Source organism: Gleimia hominis (assembly GCF_032085515.1).
In the GTDB taxonomy this organism is placed as follows: Bacteria; Actinomycetota; Actinomycetes; order Actinomycetales; family Actinomycetaceae; genus Gleimia; species Gleimia hominis.
Genome location: NZ_JASXSX010000001.1, coordinates 37,918 through 61,134 on the forward strand (window position 1 = coordinate 37,918; position 23,217 = coordinate 61,134).

The 23,217-nt window shown below is 57.2% G+C and carries 15 protein-coding genes; 2 read left to right on the forward strand and 13 right to left on the reverse strand.

Annotated features, from left to right (window positions below; translation table 11 throughout):
* Positions 1–3: 3 nt before the first annotated feature.
* The 7 genes from QS713_RS00205 to QS713_RS00235 all read right to left on the reverse strand — a co-directional run bounded on the left by QS713_RS00205 (position 4) and on the right by QS713_RS00235 (position 7,964).
* Complete coding sequence (locus QS713_RS00205; RefSeq protein WP_313271457.1) at positions 4–450, reverse strand: Na(+)/H(+) antiporter subunit C; 447 nt, start codon at positions 448–450, stop codon at positions 4–6.
* Entirely contained in the window at positions 447–3,443 is a 2,997-nt protein-coding gene (locus QS713_RS00210; protein ID WP_313271459.1) for a Na+/H+ antiporter subunit A, read from the reverse strand. The genes QS713_RS00205 and QS713_RS00210 overlap by 4 nt, the downstream gene beginning before the upstream one ends.
* A 169-nt stretch (positions 3,444–3,612) precedes the next feature.
* Positions 3,613–4,887: a hypothetical protein gene (locus QS713_RS00215; protein ID WP_313271461.1), complete on the reverse strand. Its 1,275-nt coding sequence runs from the start codon at positions 4,885–4,887 to the stop codon at positions 3,613–3,615.
* Positions 4,884–5,492 carry a dCTP deaminase gene (gene dcd / locus QS713_RS00220; RefSeq protein ID WP_313271463.1) on the reverse strand — a complete coding sequence of 203 codons (609 nt, stop codon included), beginning with the start codon at positions 5,490–5,492 and terminating at the stop codon, positions 4,884–4,886. Before dcd ends, QS713_RS00215 begins: the two co-directional genes overlap by 4 nt.
* Before the next feature lie 34 nt (positions 5,493–5,526).
* Positions 5,527–6,240 (reverse strand): ABC transporter ATP-binding protein, encoded by a 714-nt coding sequence (locus tag QS713_RS00225; protein ID WP_313271465.1) that lies wholly within the window; start codon positions 6,238–6,240, stop codon positions 5,527–5,529.
* Positions 6,237–7,454 (reverse strand): ABC transporter permease, encoded by a 1,218-nt coding sequence (locus QS713_RS00230; protein ID WP_313271467.1) that lies wholly within the window; start codon positions 7,452–7,454, stop codon positions 6,237–6,239. Before QS713_RS00230 ends, QS713_RS00225 begins: the two co-directional genes overlap by 4 nt.
* Positions 7,455–7,502: 48 nt before the next feature.
* Positions 7,503–7,964 carry a DUF4418 family protein gene (locus QS713_RS00235; protein WP_313271470.1) on the reverse strand — a complete coding sequence of 154 codons (462 nt, stop codon included), beginning with the start codon at positions 7,962–7,964 and terminating at the stop codon, positions 7,503–7,505.
* Between the two features lie 306 nt (positions 7,965–8,270).
* Here QS713_RS00235 and QS713_RS00240 point away from each other — a divergent pair, with 306 nt between their 5' ends.
* The gene (locus tag QS713_RS00240; protein ID WP_313271471.1) at positions 8,271–8,870 is read left to right on the forward strand and encodes a DNA-3-methyladenine glycosylase; all 600 of its coding nucleotides are present in this window, start codon (positions 8,271–8,273) and stop codon (positions 8,868–8,870) included.
* A gap of 100 nt (positions 8,871–8,970) precedes the next feature.
* On the opposite strand, the gene QS713_RS00245 is transcribed toward QS713_RS00240, so the two are convergent.
* Positions 8,971–10,017: a lipid II:glycine glycyltransferase FemX gene (locus tag QS713_RS00245; protein WP_313271473.1), complete on the reverse strand. Its 1,047-nt coding sequence runs from the start codon at positions 10,015–10,017 to the stop codon at positions 8,971–8,973.
* A gap of 275 nt (positions 10,018–10,292) precedes the next feature.
* Between QS713_RS00245 and QS713_RS00250 the strand changes: the two genes are divergently transcribed.
* The gene (locus tag QS713_RS00250; protein ID WP_313271475.1) at positions 10,293–10,934 is read left to right on the forward strand and encodes a GNAT family N-acetyltransferase; all 642 of its coding nucleotides are present in this window, start codon (positions 10,293–10,295) and stop codon (positions 10,932–10,934) included.
* Between the two features lie 96 nt (positions 10,935–11,030).
* Here QS713_RS00250 and QS713_RS00255 read toward each other — a convergent pair whose 3' ends face one another.
* From QS713_RS00255 to QS713_RS00275, 5 genes are all read right to left on the reverse strand, one after another.
* Entirely contained in the window at positions 11,031–11,771 is a 741-nt protein-coding gene (locus tag QS713_RS00255) for a pilin N-terminal domain-containing protein (RefSeq protein ID WP_313271477.1), read from the reverse strand.
* 1 nt (position 11,772) lies between these two features.
* Positions 11,773–12,852 (reverse strand): class C sortase, encoded by a 1,080-nt coding sequence (locus QS713_RS00260; RefSeq protein WP_313271478.1) that lies wholly within the window; start codon positions 12,850–12,852, stop codon positions 11,773–11,775.
* Between the two features lie 101 nt (positions 12,853–12,953).
* Positions 12,954–14,441, reverse strand: a complete 1,488-nt coding sequence (locus tag QS713_RS00265) for a SpaH/EbpB family LPXTG-anchored major pilin (RefSeq protein WP_313271480.1) — start codon at positions 14,439–14,441, stop codon at positions 12,954–12,956.
* A gap of 117 nt (positions 14,442–14,558) precedes the next feature.
* Positions 14,559–21,329 (reverse strand): DUF5979 domain-containing protein, encoded by a 6,771-nt coding sequence (locus tag QS713_RS00270; protein WP_313271481.1) that lies wholly within the window; start codon positions 21,327–21,329, stop codon positions 14,559–14,561.
* 253 nt (positions 21,330–21,582) lie between these two features.
* The gene (locus tag QS713_RS00275; protein WP_313273679.1) at positions 21,583–22,863 is read right to left on the reverse strand and encodes a UTP--glucose-1-phosphate uridylyltransferase; all 1,281 of its coding nucleotides are present in this window, start codon (positions 22,861–22,863) and stop codon (positions 21,583–21,585) included.
* Positions 22,864–23,217 lie beyond the last annotated feature (354 nt).

Genomic DNA, 23,217 nt, shown 5'->3' on the forward strand with positions numbered 1-23,217 from the left:
AGCTCACGAGGTGGCCTCCGCATCGTAATCCACCCCGGGGTCCAGTTCCCCGGTTGATTCTGCAGCGAGGTCCTCGAGCACTTCTTCGCGCTCTTCCCGGCGGGCCACGCGCCGGTCTTCCACTTCGTCTATGACTTCGTCGTGGCCAGTTAGGCGCCACGACCGGTACGCCAATGCCATCCCGAACGCGGTAGTTACCATGCCGATGACGATCGCGGTGAGGATCATCGCTTGCGGCAGGGGGTCAGACATTTGCTCCGGCGCGGTGGATTGCAATAGGGGTGGCCCACCCGGCCGGCCTCCCGCGGCGATAATCAGCAGGTTCACGCCGTGCCCCAGAATCGCCAACCCAATCACGATCCGCGTTAGGGTGCGTTCCATCACCAGGTACAGGCCGGCTGCAATCAGGAACCCACCTAGTGCGATTACAGTTAACGATGGGGTGTTCACAGTTTCACGTCCTTCTTTTGGCTCTGGGATGGCTCTTGTCTCTGGCGCTGTTCTTTATGCAGGTTTTGGCGGCCCGGTTCGGCTTTCCGCACGGCTTCGTTTTGGCGGCCCGGTTCGTCTTTCCTTGCAGCCTGGTCTTGCCGCTGCGCTTGAGACTGTTCACGGTCGCGGTCGATTTGGGCGCCTAGGGAAGCCAGTAGGTCTAGCACGAGGGCGAACACGAGCACGTACACACCAATGTCAACCACGAGCGCGGTGGTGAAGTGCAGTTGGCCAACGAACCCGAGGGGAATGTCGATGGGGGTAGATTCCAGTACTCGTTTACCTTGAGCCAGGGGCATGAGCGCCCCGATCGCGGCGATGAACAGGCCCAGTCCAAGCATGCGGCCTGGCGCAATCGGTAGGGCCGACCAGAGTTCCGCGCGCCCTCCAGCTAAATATCGCAATACCAGTGCAATCCCGGCCACTACCCCACCTGCGAACCCACCGCCGGGATTGTTGTGGCCTACCAGGGTGAGCCAGATGGATACGACAATCAGGGTGGGGAACATGAGTCGCACCCCGATTTCTAGCATCACGGATCGCTGCAGCGGGGATAGGCGGGCGGTGGAGGGAAGCCAGGATCCGACGGATACGCGTGGGGCCCGTTCAATGCGGGTGTGGCGGCGCGAAAGGTAAATCAGTGACGCCACCCCAGTTGCGGTCACTAGCACTACGGACAGTTCCCCAATGGTGTCCCACGCTCGGATGTCCACCAGGGTGACGTTCACGATGTTTGTGCCGTATCCGAATGGGAGGGCTTCTTTTTTCATGAGGTCTGAGGACGGTTCGTGAACCCGGGCTTGCACGGCGAAAATCGTGGCTACGGAAACGGCAGCTCCAACGGTGCATGCCAGGGCTAGGCGGAGCCAGCGGGAGATCTGCAGGGGTCGGTTCGAGAAGAAGCGGGGTAGGGACCGCAGCACGAGGGCGAACACGATGAAAGAGACGATTTCAACCACGGATTGGGTGAGTGCCAGGTCGGGAGCGCCGTAGATCACGAACAAAAGCACCATGGTGGAGCCCACTACGCCCAGGGCAATCACGGATTTTATTCGCCTCCGTGCCTGCACGGCGACCACTGCGGCGGCAGCGCAAACAACGGCGATCCCCACTTCAAGCGGGGAGTTCCACAAGCTCAGCTTAACCGTGGGGTCACTAATGTGGGCGAGTGCGTAAACCACGATAGCGGCGAACACTGCCAGGATAGTGTTCACGTCCCACGGTAGAGAGCCGGGGTGCAATATGGCGGTGATGCGGGCCGAGAAGTTCTCTAGTGCTATCACGGACCACCGGTAGGCACTGACGACGTTCACGTGTTTGGGTTGCAGGCGTCGTTGCAGCCGGGCGACGGCGGGGCGTTTAACAGCCATGTAGGCACCCCCAATTAGGATCGCGCCCGTGCACACCGCGGGCACAACCCCGGACCACAGGGCAATATGACTATCTCCGGGCATGCCCGTTGCGATCAGGTTCGTGAGCGCATCCATCCACGCGGGGAACGCTCCCGCCAGGGATGCGGCGGCTAGTAGCGCGATCGGTGCGATGGATACCGCCGGGGTGGGTTCTACTTTCATGTCTACTTTTACGCGTTTGGGGGCGAACGCGCCCCACCAGTAGCGCCAAGAATACGCAACTGTGAACATGGAGCCCCCCACGAGGACCGCGAGGCACCCTAGTTCCACCGCGCGCATTCCCAGGGTCGAGACTGGGCTTAGTTCCAGCAGCCACACTGCGTGCGTACCGTCTACGAGCGCGGTCACGAACGCTTCTTTCCCCAGGTATCCCAGGAGCAGGGGCACGCCCGCCATTGAGATTGCGCAGATCCCACCCGCTGCGGCTAGCCATGGTTTGTACCGCATGAGGTTCGATAGTTCCCGCAGGTCCCGCGTGCCCGTGGTTTTTTCAACCAGGCCGACGCTCATGAACAGGGCGGATTTGAATACGGAGTGGGCGATGAGCATACCCAGACCCGCCGCCATGGTGGCGGAGGTGCCGAATCCGAGGGCTGCGCTGATTAACCCTAGTTGCGACACGGTTCCGTATGCGAGGACTAGTTTGAGGTCGATTTGGCGCAGTGCTCGGTATCCGCCCAGAACCATGGTTGCTAGACCGATTATGACGATGAGTGGGGACCAGCCGGGTACGTATGTCAACGCTGGGGTGAGCCGGGCGATGAGGTATACGCCGGCTTTTACCATGGCGGCGGCGTGTAGGTAGGCGGACACGGGGGTTGGGGCTGCCATGGCGCCGGGCAGCCAGAAGTGGTGGGGTACGAGCGCGGATTTGGCGGCTGCACCCCAAATGATTAGGATTCCGCCGACTATAACCAGGGGTGAGTGCACGTCGTAGCTGCCCGCTTGGATGGCGGCTACGAGCGCGGAGACGCGGTAGGATCCGCCCGTGGGGTGGGCAACCATGACGAAACCGGCGAACATTACCAGCGACCCGGCGCCAGTTACGTGTATGGCTTGCCGGGCGGCGGCGCGGGCGGCACGGCGGTCGAAGTGGTGGCCGATTAGGAGGAAAGACAGGATGGTGGTCATTTCCCAAAACAAGTAGACCATCATCAGGTGGTCGGCGGTGACGAGGCCGAACATGGCGCCAGCGAACGCTGTGAACACGGCACTGAACCGACCGAGGGAGGCGGCGTTTTCAGAGAAGTATCGGGCAGCGTACACCATCACCAGCGCCCCGACACCGCTGACGACCAGCACCATGAGCCACGACAGAGGGTCTAAGCGAAAAGCCACGTCAAGGGAGAGGGCGGGCACCCACGAATACTCCTCTAGGGGGGTGTCGCCACTGAAGACACTGCTGGTGTGTGCGAGCGCCCAGACCACGCCGGCTAGGGGGGCGGTTGCCAGCATGAGCAGTGCGTTCCGGCCCAGGTATCGCACTGCCACGGGGGCGAGTGCCACGGCTAGCGCGTGAATCAATAGTATTGCAATCACTTACCAGACCCCACTTTCGCGCCCCTCAACGTCAAAAACTGCTCCCAGGGTCACTGTACCGGTTATCACCGCTTAGAAGCACGCGCAGCCATTATGCGTCCGCCAGCCATCCGAGTGATGGCAGAGCCGTTTATTATGATACGAACCAGGTGATCGGTAGGGGTGTGGGTTATTCAAATGCAACCAGGAACTGGTCTTCGTCCAGGACTTGGCCGGCGGTGGCGCGGGCGATGGTGCCGGCTAGGGATTCGATTTGGTCTTTAACGCGGATGCGTTCTAACCGCACGGCCCGCCCGGGTTTAGACAGGGATTTGCGGTACACCTGTGGGGGTATCCACATGATTTGGTATTCCACGGCCCGCCCCTGGGGCCACTGTTCGAACCTGAGCGTTGGGGGGATGTAGTCCGCTGGGGTTGCGGTGATTTGGATTCTTGAGGTGTTCCCCGCCGATGCGACCAGCGCGTAGCCGCGGACCACAAAATCTTCGCGCGCTGCTTTTTCATCTGCGATTCGTGCTACCTGCGCGGCTTGCGTAAACTCGTTTTCGGGAATGTCAATGGCTTTCGCTACTTCCTCACGGGTTTGCACGCGCTGCGGGGAGTCAATGGGGGGCAGTGACGCCAGTTCACTTACGTTCACTATGTCCGGCAGGTAGCCTTTCAGCAGTTCCGTGAGGTCGTTTTCTTCTACCCAACGTGGGGAGAATACGCTCATTGTCACCGCAGAATCCGCGTCGGGTTCAAGGATTCGCCCCGAGGTGTTGATCCGGATTGCGCCTGCGAGCCGGCGGGCGATTCGCCGCAGTGCCTCAAGAATTTCTAACTCAAAACCGGTGGGCATGCCCTCTGGGAAGGCGGCAGCCAGGTCGTCTACTTTGCGGAGCACTTCGGGTGCGGGGTCGGTACGGGTTTGCGCCACGTCCACAACCCACGCTTGGTTGTAGCTGGTGGGAGTCCCCAGAGTGCGGCGCACAGTATTGTCCACCCGCCAGGGCCCGCGCAGCCGCGCATCCCGCGTTAACCGCAGAACTCCGGGTTCAATCCACCCCGCGTCGTCCCAAATGGACACGGCCAACGCTTCCAGCTCACGCGGGTCCACGCTTTCGTGTACGAGCAGGAGGTGGTGGTCCTCGCCTTTCGCCGGGTCCAGGTGGTCGGCGTGTGCGAAATCGACGCCCGCCACGTCCACGGCGGCACGCACGTCTGTTGCCTGCAAAGCCCCCGCCTGCGTCACGGTTAGCGTTGGGCCGTGCACATCCTGGTTCACGTCCCCCACCTGCGGGGTACCTTGTGCGAACAGGTCCGCTAGCGTGGGCGCGGGTTCGAGTGAGAGGGGTTCGTCGTCGAGTTTCGCCATGCGTTCACTGATGGGAATCCGGTCTGGTTCCGCGTTCCCCTGTTCCTCCTCATTATTTTGAGGGCGGTTCGGCTTACTAAAACTCATAGCTGCTTGCCTTCAAAATCGGCGGATGCGGGCACGTTAACGCATTCAAACCCGAGGTGTGAGCGTGAAGCCGTGGGGCCGCGTTGCCCTTGGTAGCGAGAACCCGTGGCGCCGGACCCGTAGGGGAACTCGGCGGGTGAGGACAGTTGGAAGAAGCACAGTTGCCCCACCTTCATACCGGGGTAAAGCAGGATCGGCATCGTTGCGGTGTTCGATAGTTCCAAGGTGACGTGCCCGCTGAAACCGGGGTCGATGAATCCGGCGGTGGAGTGCGTCAGCAGCCCCAGGCGCCCCAGGGAAGATTTCCCTTCTAGACGGGCGGCGACGTCGGCTCCGAGGGTGACGCGTTCGAACGTGGAGCCGAGCACGAACTCTCCGGGGTGCAGCACGAATGGTTCTTCTTGCCCCACGTCCACCAGGTGCGTGAGGCTTTCTTGTGGTTTCGCCGGGTCGATTACCGGGTACTTGTGGTTGTCGAACAGTCGGAAGTACCGGTCTAACCGCACGTCCACGCTGGAGGGTTGCAGCATGGGTTCGTCCCACGGGTCCAGTGCCACGCGCCCATCGTCGATTGCGCGGCGGATATCGCGATCACTTAACAACATGCTTCCATTTTGGCATGAACGCTTCGGGCGTGGTTTATTTATCCAGATCTGTTAACAATTGTCCGGCGTCCATCCGGTAGGTGTGGTGGGCGCGGCGGATCGCTTCGGGGTCGTGGGACACCATGAGGATCGCGGTGCCTTTGCGGGCGAGTTCTTCCAGGAGGTCCAGCACTAACCCGGTGCTTTGCGCATCCAGATCACCGGTGGGTTCGTCTACCAGCAGCAGTTTTGGTGCGCACACCAGCGTGCGGGCAAGGGCTACGCGGCGGATTTCTCCGCCGGAGAGTTCGTGCGGGTAGGCGTCCGTGAGTTCCTCGATTTGTAGTTGCTGCAAGTACTTTTGTGCCCGCTGTTCGCACTGCGGATCCGCGTTCTTGTACATGCGGGCTGGGAATAATACGTTGTGCCACACGTCTAGGGAAGGCAGCAGTGTTTCGCGTTGCGTCACGTATCCGACGGTGTGGTTGCGTAGCGCGGACGCGTGGGCGTCGTCGAGTTCGGTGATGTCTTGGCCAGCTATCCGCACGGTGCCGTCCGTTGGGTCCAGCAGGCCAGCGATCATGTTCAGTAGCGTGGTTTTCCCATTTCCAGACCGCCCCACGATCGCGAGGAACATGCCTTCACTTACCGTAAAGGACACGTCGTCTACTGCGGCAAACACGGTGCCGCGGCGGGTGAACTCGCGGGTAAGCCCAGATACCTCTAGCAGTGGTTCGCGCGTGGGCTTTAGTGTGCCGCTGGTGGTCACTGCCCCTCCCTCAAGGTTAAATAAGTTTCTTTACTGAGCATGCGGCCGCTACTGGTGACGCACGCAAGTACGCTAACTAGGGCGGCGCCGGCGATACAGGCGACGGCGAGCCACACGCCAGTGGTGAAACCGCTTTCTAAGTACGGTAGTTGCACGGTTTGGCGGATAAAGGACGCGAACGGGAACATGACGAGCGCACCCAACCCAGATCCGATCGCACCACCGGCAACGCCGATCACAACTGCTTCTTGCATGAACATGCGGGCCAGTAACCGGCGGGTGGCACCCATTATTCGCAACGAAGCGAGTTCTTTTTTGCGGTTTTGCGCGGCCGAGGTGAATACGGCGAACAGAACTGCCAGGCCAGCTACCCAGAATAGGGCCACGAAACCGGTGACGTATAGGGTGACGATGTCCATTCCGGCTTTGACTTTGTTGGTCAGAGTGGCGGGCGAGATGGTGACGGTGTCCTCCATGCCGGGCAGTTCCCGGATCCGGTCTTTCACTTTTTGCGACTTGTACCGGTCCCCCACGTTCACCATCACCGCGGAGACGGCGTTGTCGATTTGCGATTCGGGTAGGGTCCGCCGTCCGATTCCCGCGGCTCGTTTACGCATGTCGCGGATGGTGTTGCGGTTTACAAATACGGTGTTGTCGTATGAGGTTCCAGTACCTGCTAGCTGCGCGGCTACGGGGAAGCGGTGGCGGAACAGACGGATTTTTCCGTCCGAGGACGGGTGCACGTTGGATCCGACAATCAGTTCCCCATCTTTGAGGTTCCCGCTGTACGCTGTTTTGATCCACGGTTGAATCACGAAGTCTGTTTGCGGGTCAAACCCGATGATCTGCACTTTCGCCGCGCAGCACCCGAGATTTAGGGAGGCAATGAAAGTTTGTGCCGTGGCTTCTTCTACGCCCGCCACGGATTTGATTTGCTCCAGCACGTCCGTGTCAAAGTAGAAAGTTTGCGGCCCACCTTCGAGCATCACTTGTTCCGCTTGGTCACGAGCGTCTTTGGGGACGATCATGAGGTCCGCGCCCATCCGGTTTTGCAGGTTAGTTAGCCCCGAATACAGGTTGAGGGACATGAGTGACCCAGCGTAGAACACGAACGTCAAGATAGCTACCACGGTGGTAAGAACCCCGGTGCGCAGCCCTGCTTGCCGCAGATTCTGTACCGCCAGGTACCGCCACAACCCACTCCCCTGTTTCACACTTCCTCTTTCTAACTCTGTTCTGCTGCTAGTGGTTCGCCTGGTGCGCTAACGGTCTCGATGGTTGCTCGGGTTAACGGATTGCTGGCTGCTTGGGTTCGCGGTTCGGTGAGTGCCGGTGCTAGTGCCGCGCTGGTCTAGCGCGAATGCGATACCCCCACACACCATGGCGAGTACGGATACGACGATTAGGGTGGGTTTCATAACGGAGTGGCAGTGCATCATTGGGTCGTCACACACGCCGATCAGTACGGTCACAACTGCGAGTTCTAACGCGCTGGTGAGCACCACTCCGATAGAGATCCCCGCTCGCATCGCCGGTGGAGCCATGAGGGCGAACGTTCCCATGAGTGCGATCACGACACCGATTCCAAGTGAAGCCTGCGCGGTCCAGTGGCACGCCATCGGCATGCCCGCCACTGGGCATGGGGTAGCGAATGTTTGGGGTGCAATGGCGATGAGAAGGCCAAAGATGATGGCCGGTGCGCTGGCAATTATTTTGTTACGCATTGTGTAGTTTCGCTTTCACTGTGGGCAGGTCTGGGTGGGATCACTGCCACGTGGTACCCCCATTTCTTCGGGCGCGCACCAAAAAGATGCGCGCCCTTCGTTGGGAGAGACCCTCGTTTCGAGGACTAGAAGAATAATAGGCCACATCACTCACATTTAGCAAGGTTCACCTAAGTTAGGTGTAGAGAACCGCGCAAAAGACTTGTCTACGCACTAAGCGTGGGCAGTGCCTCAAAAACTGCTTATGGGCCAGAGCGCACGCCTCCCTCAGGGCACGTGCTCTGGTGAAGCACTATGGTGGCTAGTATGGATTTTGAGTGGTTGAACTTACCGGCTCCGCAGGCGGCGCGTGAACTGTTGGGCTGCCGCCTGGTCAGCACAATTGGTGGCGACCGCGTGGAAGCGCGGATTGTGGAGGTTGAAGCCTACGATCAAAACGACCCCGCGAGCCACACTTTTAAAGGCCAAACCCCACGTAACAAAGCCATGTTTTTGTCTGCCGGCCACGCGTACGTGTACCTCAGTTACGGGATTCACCATTGTTTGAACGTGGTGTGCGGCCAGGCGGGTTTTGGTGCGGGCGTTTTGGTGCGCGCTGTGGAACCTGTGGTGGGGCTTGAGGTAGTTGCCGCTCGCCGCCCCACCGCACGGAAAGAGTGGACGAACGGGCCGGGTAAAGTGTGCCAAGCGCTGGGAGTTGACCTGGGGCTCACTGGGCATGATCTTTGCGAACCACCGCTGCAGCTTGAGCGCGCGCAGTTGCGTGCGCATGAGCGGATTCTTGAAACCACGCGGATCGGTATTTCTAAGGCCGCGGAAGTGCCGCACCGGTTTTACATCTCAGAACACCCCGACGCCTCTAGGCGCGACCGCGCAGCAGAGCGAAAGCTACGCAGCCTTCCCTGAGTGAACTGCACGGCCACCCCTATATTTACGGGCTCCCTAATTTACTGCGCGGCCTCCCCTCAGTTATTGCGTGAACCGCCGCTAGGTTAGTTCGCGTAGGTTAGTTCGCGAAGCGGTCTTTGAGGTCTTGGACTAGTTCGCGGCGTTTGTGCCGCAACTGTTTCGCCCCCTGCAACGCCCGGTAGTACAGGGGGTGTACGGGCACGTCCCACGGTCCCGGGACCTCGGTGACTTCTTTGGAGTATTTGCGTTTGAACCGGCCCACGCCCGCCAGTTCGGGGGCTCGTGGGGAGTCGATTCCCATGAGGTCCAGGTAGTGCGCACCTTCTTTCGCTAGTGAGCAGGCCATGAAGTAGTACAGCAGGTCGGACGCTCCGGCTTTGCGGCCTTTAGCGTTTGACGCCCCGTAGTAGTACGCGGAGTCTTTTCCGTGGATTGTGGCGATCGCCCACGACACCGGTTCCCCATCTAACCGCGCGGTGTAAAGCTTGCAGTATTTAGGCCCGAGCATAGACAGCATTGTTTGGTACGTGGTGCGGGGGTTAATGGTGAACCCGTCGCGGTCCGCGGTTTCTTCTAAGATTTCGTACCGTTGGTCGAACACGTCCATCGCCTTATCCGTGTCATCCGTTGCGGACAACGCGGGGTTGCGTAGGCGTTGACGTACTGCCCGGCGGCCTTTGGCGTCAAAGGACTTGAGGATCTGGTCATCACTAAGCCCAGCGAGTTTGATCACCACGGTGCGGTCGTACCCCATGGTTTGCAGTAGGTCCTCAAGATCATCGGCTTCATGCCACGTGTGTAGGCGAACGAACACGATAAGGGGGTCGATCCGTTTAACTCCGGCCACTAGTTGCTGGCGGAACGCGTGTTCTTCTGCGGCAGTGGGCTTATCCCCCACCCAAATCGGCCCTTTTTTGGCCCACAGGTAGCGGAACCCGGTGTCCTGGTACAGAGAAAGGCTAATCATGGCGCGTGGCTGCCCGTCCACGTACCACACGAGCTTTCGCCACGGTTCCCGATCGTCCATCGCCTGGTCGTACCGGTCCCAGTGTGGGGTTTGTTCTATTGGTAAGGTCACGTCCAAATCCTGCGCTATTTGCAGAAACTGGTTACCGGTTACTTCCTCAAATTTGCCTACAACCATACTTCAACCTTACATGACCCCACTCCCCCACTTACCGCAACCCCGCGTGACCTTTGGCGCCACCCCTGGGCGATTTCCACGCGGAACCTGCGCTTGACCTGCGCCTGACCGACCCTGCCTACCAGTACGCGCTAGATTTTCCCGACGCCCGCGTGGCGCCAGCGGCTCAACACTTGTTTTGCACAGTTTTTTGTAAGCCGCACCTAGCTTTCACGCGTGGTTGTTTACCCGATATCATGAATGGGTTTTGTTTGAACAGTGTTGGGAGTGGGGCAGTGCCTCAAACGGGATTGGAACTGAAGCAAGCGGACGGGAAAGATGTTGCCCGCACGCAACGCGCGTACGAGGAAATTAAGGATTTTTTAGCGTCTGAGGTCACGTACAGACATTGGCACACAGAAAATCACCCGTCGGAGCAAGACATCCAGCGGTGGATTGAGCGCGGGCAGATGTTCATCGCGCTCCATCATGGGGCGGCGGAGCTTGGGGCGCGCAGCTCAGCGGCTGGCAGTGCAGCTGACACGAATGCAGGCGGCCAGGAACCGGCCGATGCGGAACTGGTTGGGGTAATGGCCCTGGATCAAGCCGTCCCCCAAGGATATGAGGCGGCCCCGTGGCTGGTGGACGCCGCACCCAGTGAGGTACTAGCTGTGCACGCCCTTGGGGTTGTGCCCGGGTATCAGCGACGTGGGGTGGCGAAGTTTTTGTTGGATGGTGCGCTGGAGGTTGCGCGTGAGCTCGGTTGCGTAACCGTGCGGTTAGATGTGCTGGCGCAGAACACGCCGGGGATGAAACTGTACGCCGATTATGGTTTTAAGGACCTGGGGTTGTTCCACGTCGACTATGACACCACAGACCTGCACGACTTCCACCTGTTTGAATACGTTTTAGACCAGCCGTGTAAAAGCGAGGTCTAGCCGGCCACGTAAAAGCGAGGTCTAGCCGGCCGCGTAGAAGTGGGGTTTAGCCAGCCGTGCAAAAGCGGGGTTTAGCCCACTTGATTGAGACGTCGTTTACTGCGCGTCTTTTTCGCGGCGTTTACCAGCCAGCAGTAGGCCGAATCCGATTGCGGATGCTGCGAGCAAACCTATTCCCAGCACGGCTGCACCGGTTCGTACCAGGTGGTTGTCTGACTTGTGCGGCTTATCTGTAGGCGCAGGTTTAGCAGGCTTTGATGGGCTGGGTTTAACCGGTGGCGTTGTCGGTTCCGGCGTGGGTTGTTCTGGTGCCCGCTTCGGGGTTACGGAAATGTGGTAGACCCATTCGTTGGTGGCGTCGTTCCACGTGGGCACGGTGAGTACGAACGGCATGGTGGGTTCGTATTCTTTCGGCGCGTTTTCCGCCACGACTTCTTTCACTAGGTACACGGCGGGTTCAAGCCCGTAGAACGTGACTTTACCTTCCGAGTTCGTCACTCCCTCACGCGTATTTTCTAAACCGTGTTTTTGCGCGGTCTCGGGCGTGAGTTTGCGGATGGTGTCCCAGTTTTCTTTGTTCAGTTCCAGGCCGGAAACGCGGGCGATGCTGTATTTGATGCCAGCTACGTTGGTGGTCCACCGGGTGGCGTTGTCGTTGTATGGGTTGTCTGCAGTACGTTGGATTTCGAGGCTGCCGTCGCGGCTGTGGTCGATGGTGGCGAGGTCATTGGGGTTGGGGTCGCCACCTATTGTGGCCCACGCTCCTGCGTTTACCCCGAAGAGGGTAACTAGGATTGCGGCTACCCCGGCGAGAATCCTATTTCGTAGCGTGTTCATTTCAGCTTTCCTTATTGGCCTGTTGGTCCGACTGTGGGTTGTGCCCGGTGGTGTCGTCACTGTGCGCCGTTGTTGCCTGGTGCTCAGGCCGTGGCTGCAGTTTCGGTTTTTCTAGTATTGTACGTCGAGTTTGGGCACGTTTGGCGGCCCTTTGGTTTTGACGTGTTTGTTCGCGTTGTTTGCGGCGTTGGTGCCGGCGCCACAACCAGTATATGAGCAGGAGTAATGCGAGCAGGCAGATGATTGTGATTGCGATCATCCACCATGTCCACGTGATTCCGTTTGTTTTAGTGAATACTTGCGGGTTGTCTAATGGTGCTCGTTCACCTGTGACGAGCAGCCGGTGCGTGTTGATTCCGTATGGTGTGCAGGTGAGTACGGTTAGTAGGTCTTTGCCGTCTGCTACTTCGAGTCCGTCTACTTCGGTGGGGAGTACTACGCGGATGTCGTTTACTTTGTAGCGTAGTTTTTCGCTGCCGACTTGTATGTAGATGGATTCACCTTTGACTACTTCTTTGAGGTGGTCTAGGAGGGTTGCGGATGGGAGACCGGAGTGTCCGGTTAGTACTGCGTGGGTGTTTTTGCCACCTACTGGGAGTGAGGAGCCGTAGAGGTGTCCGATTCCTTTTTCAAGGGTTTTCGGGTCGGTTCCGTGGTAGATGGGTAGGTCCACGTTGATTTTTGGGATTATGAGGCGTCCCATTTGTGGTGCTAGCGAGAGTTTAGACAAGTACGTTTGGTATGGGTTGTTGTCTTTGGACACGCGGGCGAGCCACGGGTCTAGGATCGGCATGCCGGGTACTTGTTTGTTGTATTCGCGGGCTTCTTTGATGCTTTTGTTCCACGCGCTCATGTCTTGCCCGGCGACTGCTTTGGAGTATTGTTCCGCAGCTTCGTTTTGCCTTAGGTTGTTCCAACCGGTGGCGATTACGGGGTACATGAGTACGAGGATTCCAGCTATTGCGAGCAGTATGGGTAGCAGGGCGGTGCGGCGGGTTTTTACCGGTTGGCCGTTGCGGCTTTTGTTGTTGCGCTTCCGTTTGTGGTGTGCGCGTTTCCCGGGTTTTACCTGTTCCTGCACCGATTCTCCCTGCTACCTCACACTTAATCGAGGAGGTGTTCAGCCGGGCCCCGCTCCCCTCAGTTTTTGTTACCTGAGGGGGTGGGCCGGCCTGTACCTACTTACGCCTGCTCGCGCTGCTTACGTGCGTAGTAGTACGCACCACCAAGCAGCCCAGCACCAATGAGGAGGAACAGGGCGATACCTGCACCACCAGTGAGAGGCAGGTGCTGACGGATCGAATCAGACGAAACGTTCTGGATATCAACCGTGTTCTTCGCATTGTCCATATCTACCGTGTGGACAACCGGCGAAGCTAGCTTCTCGTAGCCAGCAGGTGCTTGCGTCTCAACAATGCAAACCTTCGAACCAGTGATCACCTTTCCGATAGTGGCTTTACCATCAGCATCCGTTGTCCACTCGGATGCACCATCGGTCGTAACTTTAATCGCGTTGCCCGTGGCCTTGTTATTGGCATCGCACTTGTAGATTGAGAACTTCGCGTTCTGTAGTGCCTTGCCATCCTGGTCGGTCTTGTTGATGGTGATGTCCTGAGCCTTAACGACTGGGTTCTCCGGGTCGTCCGGCGTAGTCGGGGTGAAGGTGTTCCCGCGGTCCGTCTCAATGTTTGCGGTGGCCGAGTTTCCAATACCGTCAGCGGGGTTACCCACAACGGTCATTTCGAACTCAACACGCAGGAACTTGCCCTGGGCTGCCTGAACCTTGGCTAGGCCTGAGTCAGTCAAAGATACCGTAGCTTTGTGAGCGTCAGTATTTGTGAAGTTGTAGTCGCCAGCTTCCAGCGTCACTGCATCTTGACCCGCAGCGGTATCTTTTTCAGTAACAACTTGAACCTTCAGAACCTTACCGTTCTCACCATCAGTCTGCAGTGCACCGGAAGGAGTATCTACAACCTCGAACTTTGTAAACTTCTCAGCTTCCGTTCCCTCGGCTGCTTGAGCCAACGAAGGGATGGGGGTATCCACGCGGAACTGCATCTTCGACCCTTGTACTACCGGCGTGTTCTCGTCAGTAATATTGGTTTTCGAAATGTTCTCTAGAGTCTTGCTCTTGGGGTATACGTGCACGTCGTACAGGTAATCCGTACCGTTGCTTTCCGGGTCAGTCATTGGGATAGCGACAATAGCGGGGGCAATCCCTGTGGTGCCCTTGGGGGTGACAGTTTGCTTCAACAGGTAGATACCTGGATCTAAGTTACCGAAGGTCACTTTTCCGTCTGCACCGGTTGCGTCTGAAGTCATGGTGCCGTTTGTACCAAACGCGTTGTCAGTAGCACCAAAGTTCAGCGGGGTAAGATCCTTGGCCTTAGCGAAGTCTGCGTTGTCCAAGCGGTTCAGAGTGGACTTCTGCAGTGAGAAGACTGCACCTTGAACCGGGGTGGATTCTGGAACCTCGGTCAGTTCCTTACCTGTTGGATCAATGGCTGTCGCACCTTCCTTAAGGTTCAGTGCGTGAACTGTGATTGAGCCTTTGTGGTTCGGGTCAATCTGCGTTTCTGCTTGGGCGGCTGTCACGCCCATTGCGGTTAATGCCAGTACGCCAACCGCTGCTACTGCGGAGCGCACCAACCTTCTAGTTTTCGTAAACATTACCTATCCTCGATTTCTCGTGATCTCTCTTGGGTTGCTATATTTTCTTACCTTTACGATCCCCACAGTGTGAGGACAAACCCACCCCGTGGGGTGTGGGAAACCTCTGTTAGTGCCCTACTCCAGCTCCTTCCGTCGCCGGTACACCACATAGCCACTGGCCGCCAACAAGCCCAAACCAGCCGCAATCACCCACGGGAGGAACCCACCCGTGAACGGCATAGCCCCAGACTTCAAAGTAGCCACGCTAATAGTCGGAACATCCACCTGGCCATCAGACGTCGGATTCTGAACCGTAACCAAACCCGCATGCTCCGTATACTCAGCGAGTTTCACCACGTAATCCTCACCAAACGAACCAGCATCCGCGTTCGGCTCATTCACAGCCACCACGTCAAAACGCCACAACTGCGGCATCAACTCACCCACACCAGCACGCACTTCCTCAAGGAAATACGACTGCCCAGGTTTCACATCAGCCTTAAACCGCCACTCACCCGCATCATTTTGAATCCACTCAACAGGCACCGGATTATCCAGATCAGGCCGCGAACTCGAACTCTCCAACGTAGAATCCGCATCCCGATTCGCCACAGGCGCGTCACCATCCACAATCGCCGGATAGATCTTAAACACCTGCGCGCCATCAGCGACCTTCTCACCACCCGTCGCATCGCTATCACGGAACGGGCGGTCCGCATCCCCATCAGTGGCAATCACACGCTGCACGTGAATCTCGCCCTTGTCTTTATAAACGGTCACCAAAACCGCGGCAAACGCCTTATCTTCAGTGTCCAACACGAACCCGTTCTTCAAATCCAAAGCCGGACGTTCCGTACTTTCAAACTTCGGGTCCTTATTATTCACAGTCGACGCGATCTCATTTTGTGTCGGATACAGCACCGACCACGCGTCCGCTAGCCCTTGTTTCTTCAACTCAGACTGAACCGCATCCGGCACGTCACTGCGTTTCACCGTGCACTTAGAGCCAAACGGAACCGCGATATCCCCGGTGCTACCCGGTTTCACGTCCTGCGTTCCAGTCTTCACCCACTTACCGTCAACCTGTTCGTAACCCAAAGTCTTGGACAAGCTCTCCGGCAAAGCAGATGCCTCACACGTGTAATCCCACGGGATTGCCACCGAGCCATCCTGCGCGTTTTCACCAAAAATGTCCTTCGCACGATCTCCCTGCGGGTACAGACCCCAGTGCACAGACCGAGCCCCCAGCAGGTAGGCGGTAGTGAACGTCACCGTGGTTCCGTTCGCATCCGTACCATCACCAGGCACTGGCTTAACATCAGAAACCGTCATCACGATATTCTTGTCTTCCGCAACCGGTGGGTAATCCTTAGCATCCGACTTACCGTCCACACGGTTATCCACTGACACAAATCCGTAAGCACCGATGCTCGGGTAGTCCTCAATCGGTGACTTCCCTTTGTCCCTAAAGTCGAACTCGCATTTCACGCCCGCTGGTAAATCCGCGCTCTCAGGCACTTTAGCGGTCCCATCTTTAGCCAGTTCCGCCTCACCCTGGTACACCAGCGGTTTCGAATCCGAATCCGTCGCATACAAGTCCTCACATCGGTACTTCACATTGAAACTACCAATGTCTAACTTGTCTCCAATGTTTATAGCACCGTCTTCAATCGTGTTCCCCGCCAAAATCGTGGTATCCACGTGGTGCTTCAACGTGATCGCCCCAGCTTGCGGCCGGTCGTAGTTCACATCCACGTTCAGTTTGATGAGGTTCTGGTTCTCCTCAACACGTTTCGGATCAACCTGGAATACCCACGCTGCGTTCTCCGCAGGGTTAGTGGCCAGCTGCAAACCCGGGTCCTTCAAGTAATCCCGAGTGAGGCTGAACAGTTTCTTCCACGCGTCTTGATCCTCGAAAGGCTTGTCCGCATCCAGCTTCGTGACGTCCGCATTGCTTGTATCAATGTTCGTGACCACCTTCGCGTCGCCCTCATTGAACTCCTGCTGCGTCAGCATGCACCGGTAGTTTGCCGGCACCTCAATCTTGTACGTCCCGTCCCGATCCTTGTCGGTATCGCGCAACGTGATTGGTTCACGCAAGATAGCTGCTGCGTCCGTCTGGTTAATCTTCTCCAGTTCTGCTTTCTGGTCCTCTGGCAGATCGTCGGGAATCTCCACCTGCGTCGGCTTACAGTACAAGCTGTACGTGTACTCCGTACCATCCGACAGGGCCGTGCCGTTACCAGACGTCTTCAAATCTAGTTCCACTTTGGTCTTCAGGTACGTGTACGTATTCCACGCAACCACGGTGCCGAAGTAGTTTTCAGATAGTTCCTGAGGTTGAGCCGGGTTAGTTTTCCCCGTTTCCTCCCCGTTCGACGGGCGGGCAGGCTGATCAACCGGCAGTGTTACGTACACCCCGTAGTTAATCTTCTCGCCACCTGGCCGGCATTCGCGATCGCCCGCAGCAGCACAGGAACTCTTCAGGTCCGACCGGCCTCGGAAGTCGTTCATCACTTCCCACCGGGAGGCCCAAGATGCTGCATCTTCGGTAACCCCACCGTCTTTACTGCTGATGTCCGCATGCTCTTGCACACTGCATTCCGCGCCGGCGGGTAAGCCTTTAGCTTGTGCCCATTCGCCCTGTTGGAACCGGTAGGTCATTACCGACTGCGTATCGGCGAACGCGCCTCGCTGCGGCGTGGCAGACGGCCGGGCTCCGGAAGTATCGATCTTCCAAGGGGCAGGCACGTCAATTGGCTGGCCGTTCAAAGAACACGAGTAGCTCACTTTGAACGGGCGTGAACCTTGAATCACCGCGACACCGTCGCCACCCACCTTCTTCTTCACGTTGAAGCTAGCGGTTTGCATCTGGTAGTTCAGCGCCAAATCCAGTTCTTGCGGCTGCTCGCTAACCGTGAAGTCGATTGACGTGGTGCCGTCATCTTCCGGGATATTTACTGACGTATCCGCCAGGGTTAAGGTACCTCCCTTGAAGTTCGACCCGGGGATGCGCGTCATCCGCTTGTTATCCAAAGTTAAGGAGCAGTCCCACCCAACCGGGAGGTTCCGCGACACGTGGGAGCCGTCGCCGGTGCGGGACACTTGGGCGTTGAAGCGCCGTTCAACTTTGTTCTCCCCTTCACCGAACGTGCATACGGCTGATGGAATCAGTTTCGCGCTGGCGTAAGGCCCAGCGAAGAACGCGTCCTTCCACTTTGCAAGCGCGGTGTCCGCGTCTTCACCCAGTTCACTGTCATCCACACTCAAGGAACTCTTCGCGTCGAAGTCAACGGGAGCTTCTGGAATCTCGTATGCAATAGTAGCGTCTAGTTTCTTAGTCGCGTCTTCAGCCGGTGAGGTGAAAGTGAAAGTCCGTGCGTTGGCGTCATCACTTTGCGGCGCAGCCCCTTCGTCGGACACATTGAGCGTCGCTTTGAACGGTGCAGGCACCAGCGGTTTCCCATCCGCTCCGGTTAGTTGCGCAGTGCACTCGGAGTTTGAAAGCAAAGCTGTGTCGCCAGCGAAGATCGCGGTGTCACCAGATTTAACCGTCATCGTTTGGCTCACGTCACCACACGTAACGTTCAAGTTCATGCTGGTGGGCAACAGTTTCGCCAAGCCGGGTTCCAAGCCCGCGGGCGTGGTGCGCGTAACCTGTATGGCCACTTCCCCAGCCGTGGTTGGCCGGAACGTGCTGGTTACGTTCACGGTGTTTCCACCGGGCGCAATCTGGATTCGCGGCGAGTTCGTGGATACTTGCGTATTCTCTGGCAGGTCACCCGTCAGTTTTGTAGTAATGTCACACACCGTACCTGCAGGGTAATCACCGTCGAGGTTCTGCGGACCATCCCCCGTATATTCACGCGTAACCGTGCTTTGCTCTCCGTTCGGGTCCGTGCAGGTGATAGTTGAGGTTTTCTGTAGTTTCTGCGCATCTGCCTCACTCACCGATGTGCCATCTTCTAGCTGCGTCTTGTGGTTCAACGTGAGGCTACCGCGCTTGTAGTTCGCGGTGGTAGTCGACGTGACCTCTTTGGTGTCCGTGGAGGACGTGAGTGTGAACTCCTGCGGTGGCGTTGGCTTCACCTCCACGTTCTTCAGCGTGGATTCCCAGTCTTGCTGATTCTGCGTTAGCGTGCAGCGCGCATGCGTTGGCACGTTCTTGATGATCTCGTGTCCACCTGGCCGCAAGCTAATCTTCCCGTCGAAGTTACCGCTGTCTATCGGCAGTGGTTTCCCGTTTTCGTCCACGCACTGAAGGTTCATGTCAAATGCCTGGCCGATCAGAGTGCTTTGCGCGTCACCGTCCACTGCTTTAGTGATCTGGAGGTTACCCTCACCGCGTTTGAGCACCTGCTGCAGGTAAATGTGCTTAGCACCTTCACTTGATGCCCAGAAAAAGTTCGATCCACAGTTGGCGTAGTTCTGCCCCTGGTCGCCAGTGGGGCTTTGGCACACATCGGATTCCCATTTGCGGTCAAACTTGAATCCGTCGGGCGTCCACATTTGATCGTGGTACTGTCCGTATCCTTCTTCTTGAGGGATGTCGGGGGTGAATAAGCAGTGCGTACCCACCGGCCATGCTTCCCCGTCTTTGTTCGGTAGTTTGGTGGGCGTGCCATCGGTATTCACCATAACTACGCCGCGGCCCACGAAGAAGGGGTTGCCAGGTGCAGTCGATGAGATATCGAGTTCCGGTGGGTTGTCTTTATCTGCCATGTACCGGCATTCGTAGTACATGGGGATCTGCTGGGGCTTGCTCTCGTTTGCAGGTAACAAGCTCAGCCCAGCGTAATCCATGGACACGTCGATTGTTACCTGTTTACCGCTGAGTGAAGAGTTCGACTGAAATGTCGTCGCAGCGTCTTCATCTAGCGGTTCGTTAACGTCCGTGAACTGGTATAGCACTGACGCTGTGGTCGAGGTGGTCAGCCCATCGGTAATGGAACCACCGTAGCTGTCGGCCGGCGTGGTGTTCTCGAACTTCGTGTTATTACCGTCTGGCTTCCAGCTTTGGGTGTGGTTGATCGCCCGTTGAATAATCTCTGGTTTGACGTCCTTGGAGTAACGCGCGGTTTCTTTTAGCATACATTTGGCGCCAACCGGCAGCTTCATTGGACTTGAAGGCGCGGTCTGCCCTTGGGATTCTCGGTAGTTCCCGATTGGGATGTTGCCTTCCCACGTGGTTACCGCGGATTCAACGAGTCGGCTCGCGTCACCTTGTGCGATGATCTTCTTAGTATCCACCCCGAGCGGGTCCACGCACGACCATTCGTAATTAATGGTCATGTTCTTCACTTCGTTCGCGATCTGGATCGGTGGGTTCACTTGCACGAACTTGTCGATCTCAGTTGGTTGAGTATCGCGGAAGTAAAAGTTGCATTTAATGTGCGTGTATGCGGTCTGTTGTCGTGTGGTGAGCCGCGCCCCGATTGGGTTTCCTTTTGCGTCGTCGATATTGTCGGGGTAGAAGTTTTCTGACTTCTCAGCTTCCCAGTATTTCGAGTTGATGTACCCGAAGCAGCGAGCATTATGGCCGTTAAATCGAGTTAACACCTTGTCCGCCTGCGTCTGCGGGCGTATTTCCACGGCCTGGCGATTATTAATATCGGACTCGCTGATGCCGTCCGTACCAGAGGTTTTCGTTTCGTTTACGCTAGCTCCCGCCTGGTTGAACGTAATCTTCGTCTGTATCCCCACGTTGGGGCGCACATAACGGAAGCTTTCATCCACCATGTCATTAGTTATGGACAGTACACGGCTGCGATCCAGCAGCTCCGTAACCGCATCTGCAAACAGGCCATTGCGCACGTCATTAGGGGAGCTATTCGGCGGGCTGAGGAACATGTTGCTTGGAGTTAATGCCCCGCCTGTAGTGAAGTCTTTCCAGTCGTGGTAGGCGCTGACAATACTGTCACGGCGGCTGTTTTGGGAACCGTAAGTCTTGACGTAAGTGCGGTCGTTAATGTTCTTTATGTCGGTGCGTGCTAGAAGTTTTGCACATGTCCCAATTTCATTCTCAGCGGTTGGGCCGAGCGCGATTCGACAAAGCTGTTCCTTGTCAGAGTAGGTTTGTCCCATCGCCATGACGTGAATATTGGTGCCTGCCTGGCGTAGCTTGTCAGCTTGCTGAATGGTGCTAAGTTTACCGTCGTTGTCAGAGGTATATTGACTCTGAAGGTTAATTCCTGGGCTGAAGATAACTACGTCTGTGTATTTTGCTCGCGCATTGTCTTTAACTACCTGGCGCAGCGCGAAGTCAAGCTGTGACGTGTTACCGTTTGTGAGCCCTTTCCCGGTACCGCCAGTAGCATCGATTCGATCGAGCATGCTCATTACTTTTTGGTAGCCCGCTTGCGTCTCGATAGAAGTCAAAGATAAGTTCGGCGGATTGCCAATGGCGTATGGACGAGCCGTCATTGTGGTCGAATCGGACGTGTAAACGCCAAGTGACATTGGCAGACCGCGTAGTCGTGAAACGTTTTGTTTGATCGTTGCCACCTGGTCGCGGTTCGGCGTGCAACCCGTCGGACTGGTTTTCAAGAAGGCATCTGGACACTTACCTGACAACGTTGGCAGGTTCCCACCCAACGTCTCCCAGGTGTACATACCGTGAAAGTCAAAGATGAGGGCAACGCGGTTGTTTTTTAGCTCCACGTCGTGAGTACTGCCATCTGGCCGCGTGTAATCCGTTGGCCAGGGATCATCTTTACTACCAACTACCGGTTGAGTATTAGTTTTGCGCGGCGGAACGCGATCGTGGTCCGGGTTTGGGTTTGCGTCTGCCGCGAATGCTGCGTCAATAAAACCTTGAGCAAATAGGGGTAGCACCAGTGCGCACACACTCAGCAAAGAAATAAGACGCACCAAACCGGATCGTTTACCACCGATTCGACGCAACAAGATGAACCACCTCAGACCACAATTAACCACCGTTACTGTTAGACAGTACCGCTAATTACAAAACAATTCGACTGTTATTTCGTATCACGGACTTATTGTTAAACCATGCATACGTGCAGGTAATCGTTACAATTTTAGCTAACCTTGAATCAAATTATTATTTACGCACTCACGTATGTATTGATTAGTAGTGGCTAATAAAGGACTTTAGTCCTAGAGTTCGGCGGTAATTGCGTTGCCCCAAGTACCGGTTTTATGCCCCGCGCACGGTGCCACCTCCACGTAGTTCAACGCGGCCCTCAAACGCAATATTGCCAGCGAAAGTCCACGGTCCTTCAACGGTAAACGACTCGCATCCAGCCAGGGACGGCAGCGTTTGGAAACGCGTTTCAAAATCCTGAATGAACTTGTAGTACTTGGAATCCAAAGACACCACTGGGGCGGCGTCGGTACGCAACACGAGCCGCGCCTCGTCGGTGTATTCGTACGCGTCCGAACGCACAGTCAACAAATCATTCGTGGTCTTAACCGGTAAAAAGCGGCCGCGGGGCACACAAATCGGGGTGGAATACGCGAACTTCTCAACAATCGCACCCATCGCACACTCCATCTGAATCACCCTGGGCGACGCGCTATCGGTCGGATCCACGTTCTTCTCGTTGCGGATCAATGGCAAATCCACCACGCCCTCGGTCTCACGCAGCAAATCGCGCAGCGACTCAATGTTGAACCACAAGTTATTCGTGTGGAAGAACGGGTGGCGATGCAGGTCCGTGAAGTGATGCATGTCCGACTCCGGGGTCTGCGCTGTATCGCGCAAAATCACGCGGCCATCGCTGTTGCGCCGCGCCAAATGCCCACCCTTCAGGTCCGCGAGCGTTCGCTCGCACACCTCCGGGGCATAATCCGCGCCCGAAGCCGCGAACCAACCCGCGATCGACGCGGACGGGTACGCACCCAAATTGTCCGAATTAGACGTGTTCAAATACCGGTACCCCGCATCCAACAACCGGGTGAGCACGTCCCCGTCGTACAGGGTCGTGTAAATATCGCCGTGGCCCGGTGGGCACCACTCCAACTCCGGGTTCTTATTCCAACTCACGGGTTTAAGCGAATCCGCCAGAATTTTCGGCTCCCGGTTCTGCAGCACGTCCAACGGCAGGTCGGTGCGCAACTGCGGATCCAGCGCGTTCAAAGTGTCGGCCCGGGTGCGGAACGAGTTCATAAACAACAACGGCACGTCCACACCTGTGCGTTTGCGCACCTGAAAAATCTGGCGGGTCATGATGTCTAAAAACGTCTCTCCGTTGCGCACCGGCAGCAACGACTTCGCCTTATCCAACCCCATTGACGTACCCAACCCACCGTTGAGCTTCAAAAACACGGTGCGCCCCAGGGCCTGCCGCGCATCATCGGGATCCACCTGCGTGTTCTCAATCCGCTCCACGTCCGTGATCGGCGTGATTGAGGACTCTGGGATCAAACCCGTCGCCCCCGCCGCAACCTGGTGGAAATACCGTTCAAAGACCCGCATTGCCGTGCGCGACGCTCCATCTGCACGCAACTTCTGCAGGTTCTGCTGCAACGCTTCCTGCTGCTCGGCGGTTAACTCATCGCGGACCTGCTGACCGTTTCTCGGCTGGCTATCTTGCGAGTGTGCCTGCTGGCTGTCTTGTGGCATTTGCGTCTCTTTCTCGTTCGACTCCAAAACTTGCGTCCCCACTAGCGTCCGCGCGGCGTCGTTTTCGCGCGCTTGCGTCGGCGTGGCAACGTACGCGGCGTCGTCTGCGTCCGCTTGCGTCGGCGTAGCAACGTACGCGGCGTCGTCTGCGCCCGCTGGCGTTAAGACCTGCGCGTCCTCATGCCCTTTTTCAGAGGTGAAAACCCG

Bases quoted from the DNA above. Each gene is read 5' to 3' on its own strand.
- QS713_RS00245 (WP_313271473.1), bottom strand. From the start codon at position 10,017: ATGGTTGTAGGCAAATTTGAGGAAGTAACCGGTAACCAGTTTCTGCAA.
- dcd (WP_313271463.1), bottom strand. From the start codon at position 5,492: ATGTTGTTAAGTGATCGCGATATCCGCCGCGCAATCGACGATGGGCGC.
- QS713_RS00265 (WP_313271480.1), bottom strand. From the start codon at position 14,441: ATGTTTACGAAAACTAGAAGGTTGGTGCGCTCCGCAGTAGCAGCGGTT.
- QS713_RS00240 (WP_313271471.1), top strand. From the start codon at position 8,271: ATGGATTTTGAGTGGTTGAACTTACCGGCTCCGCAGGCGGCGCGTGAA.
- QS713_RS00255 (WP_313271477.1), bottom strand. From the start codon at position 11,771: ATGAACACGCTACGAAATAGGATTCTCGCCGGGGTAGCCGCAATCCTA.
- QS713_RS00215 (WP_313271461.1), bottom strand. From the start codon at position 4,887: ATGAGTTTTAGTAAGCCGAACCGCCCTCAAAATAATGAGGAGGAACAG.
- QS713_RS00275 (WP_313273679.1), bottom strand. From the start codon at position 22,863: ATGCGGGTCTTTGAACGGTATTTCCACCAGGTTGCGGCGGGGGCGACG.
- QS713_RS00235 (WP_313271470.1), bottom strand. From the start codon at position 7,964: ATGCGTAACAAAATAATTGCCAGCGCACCGGCCATCATCTTTGGCCTT.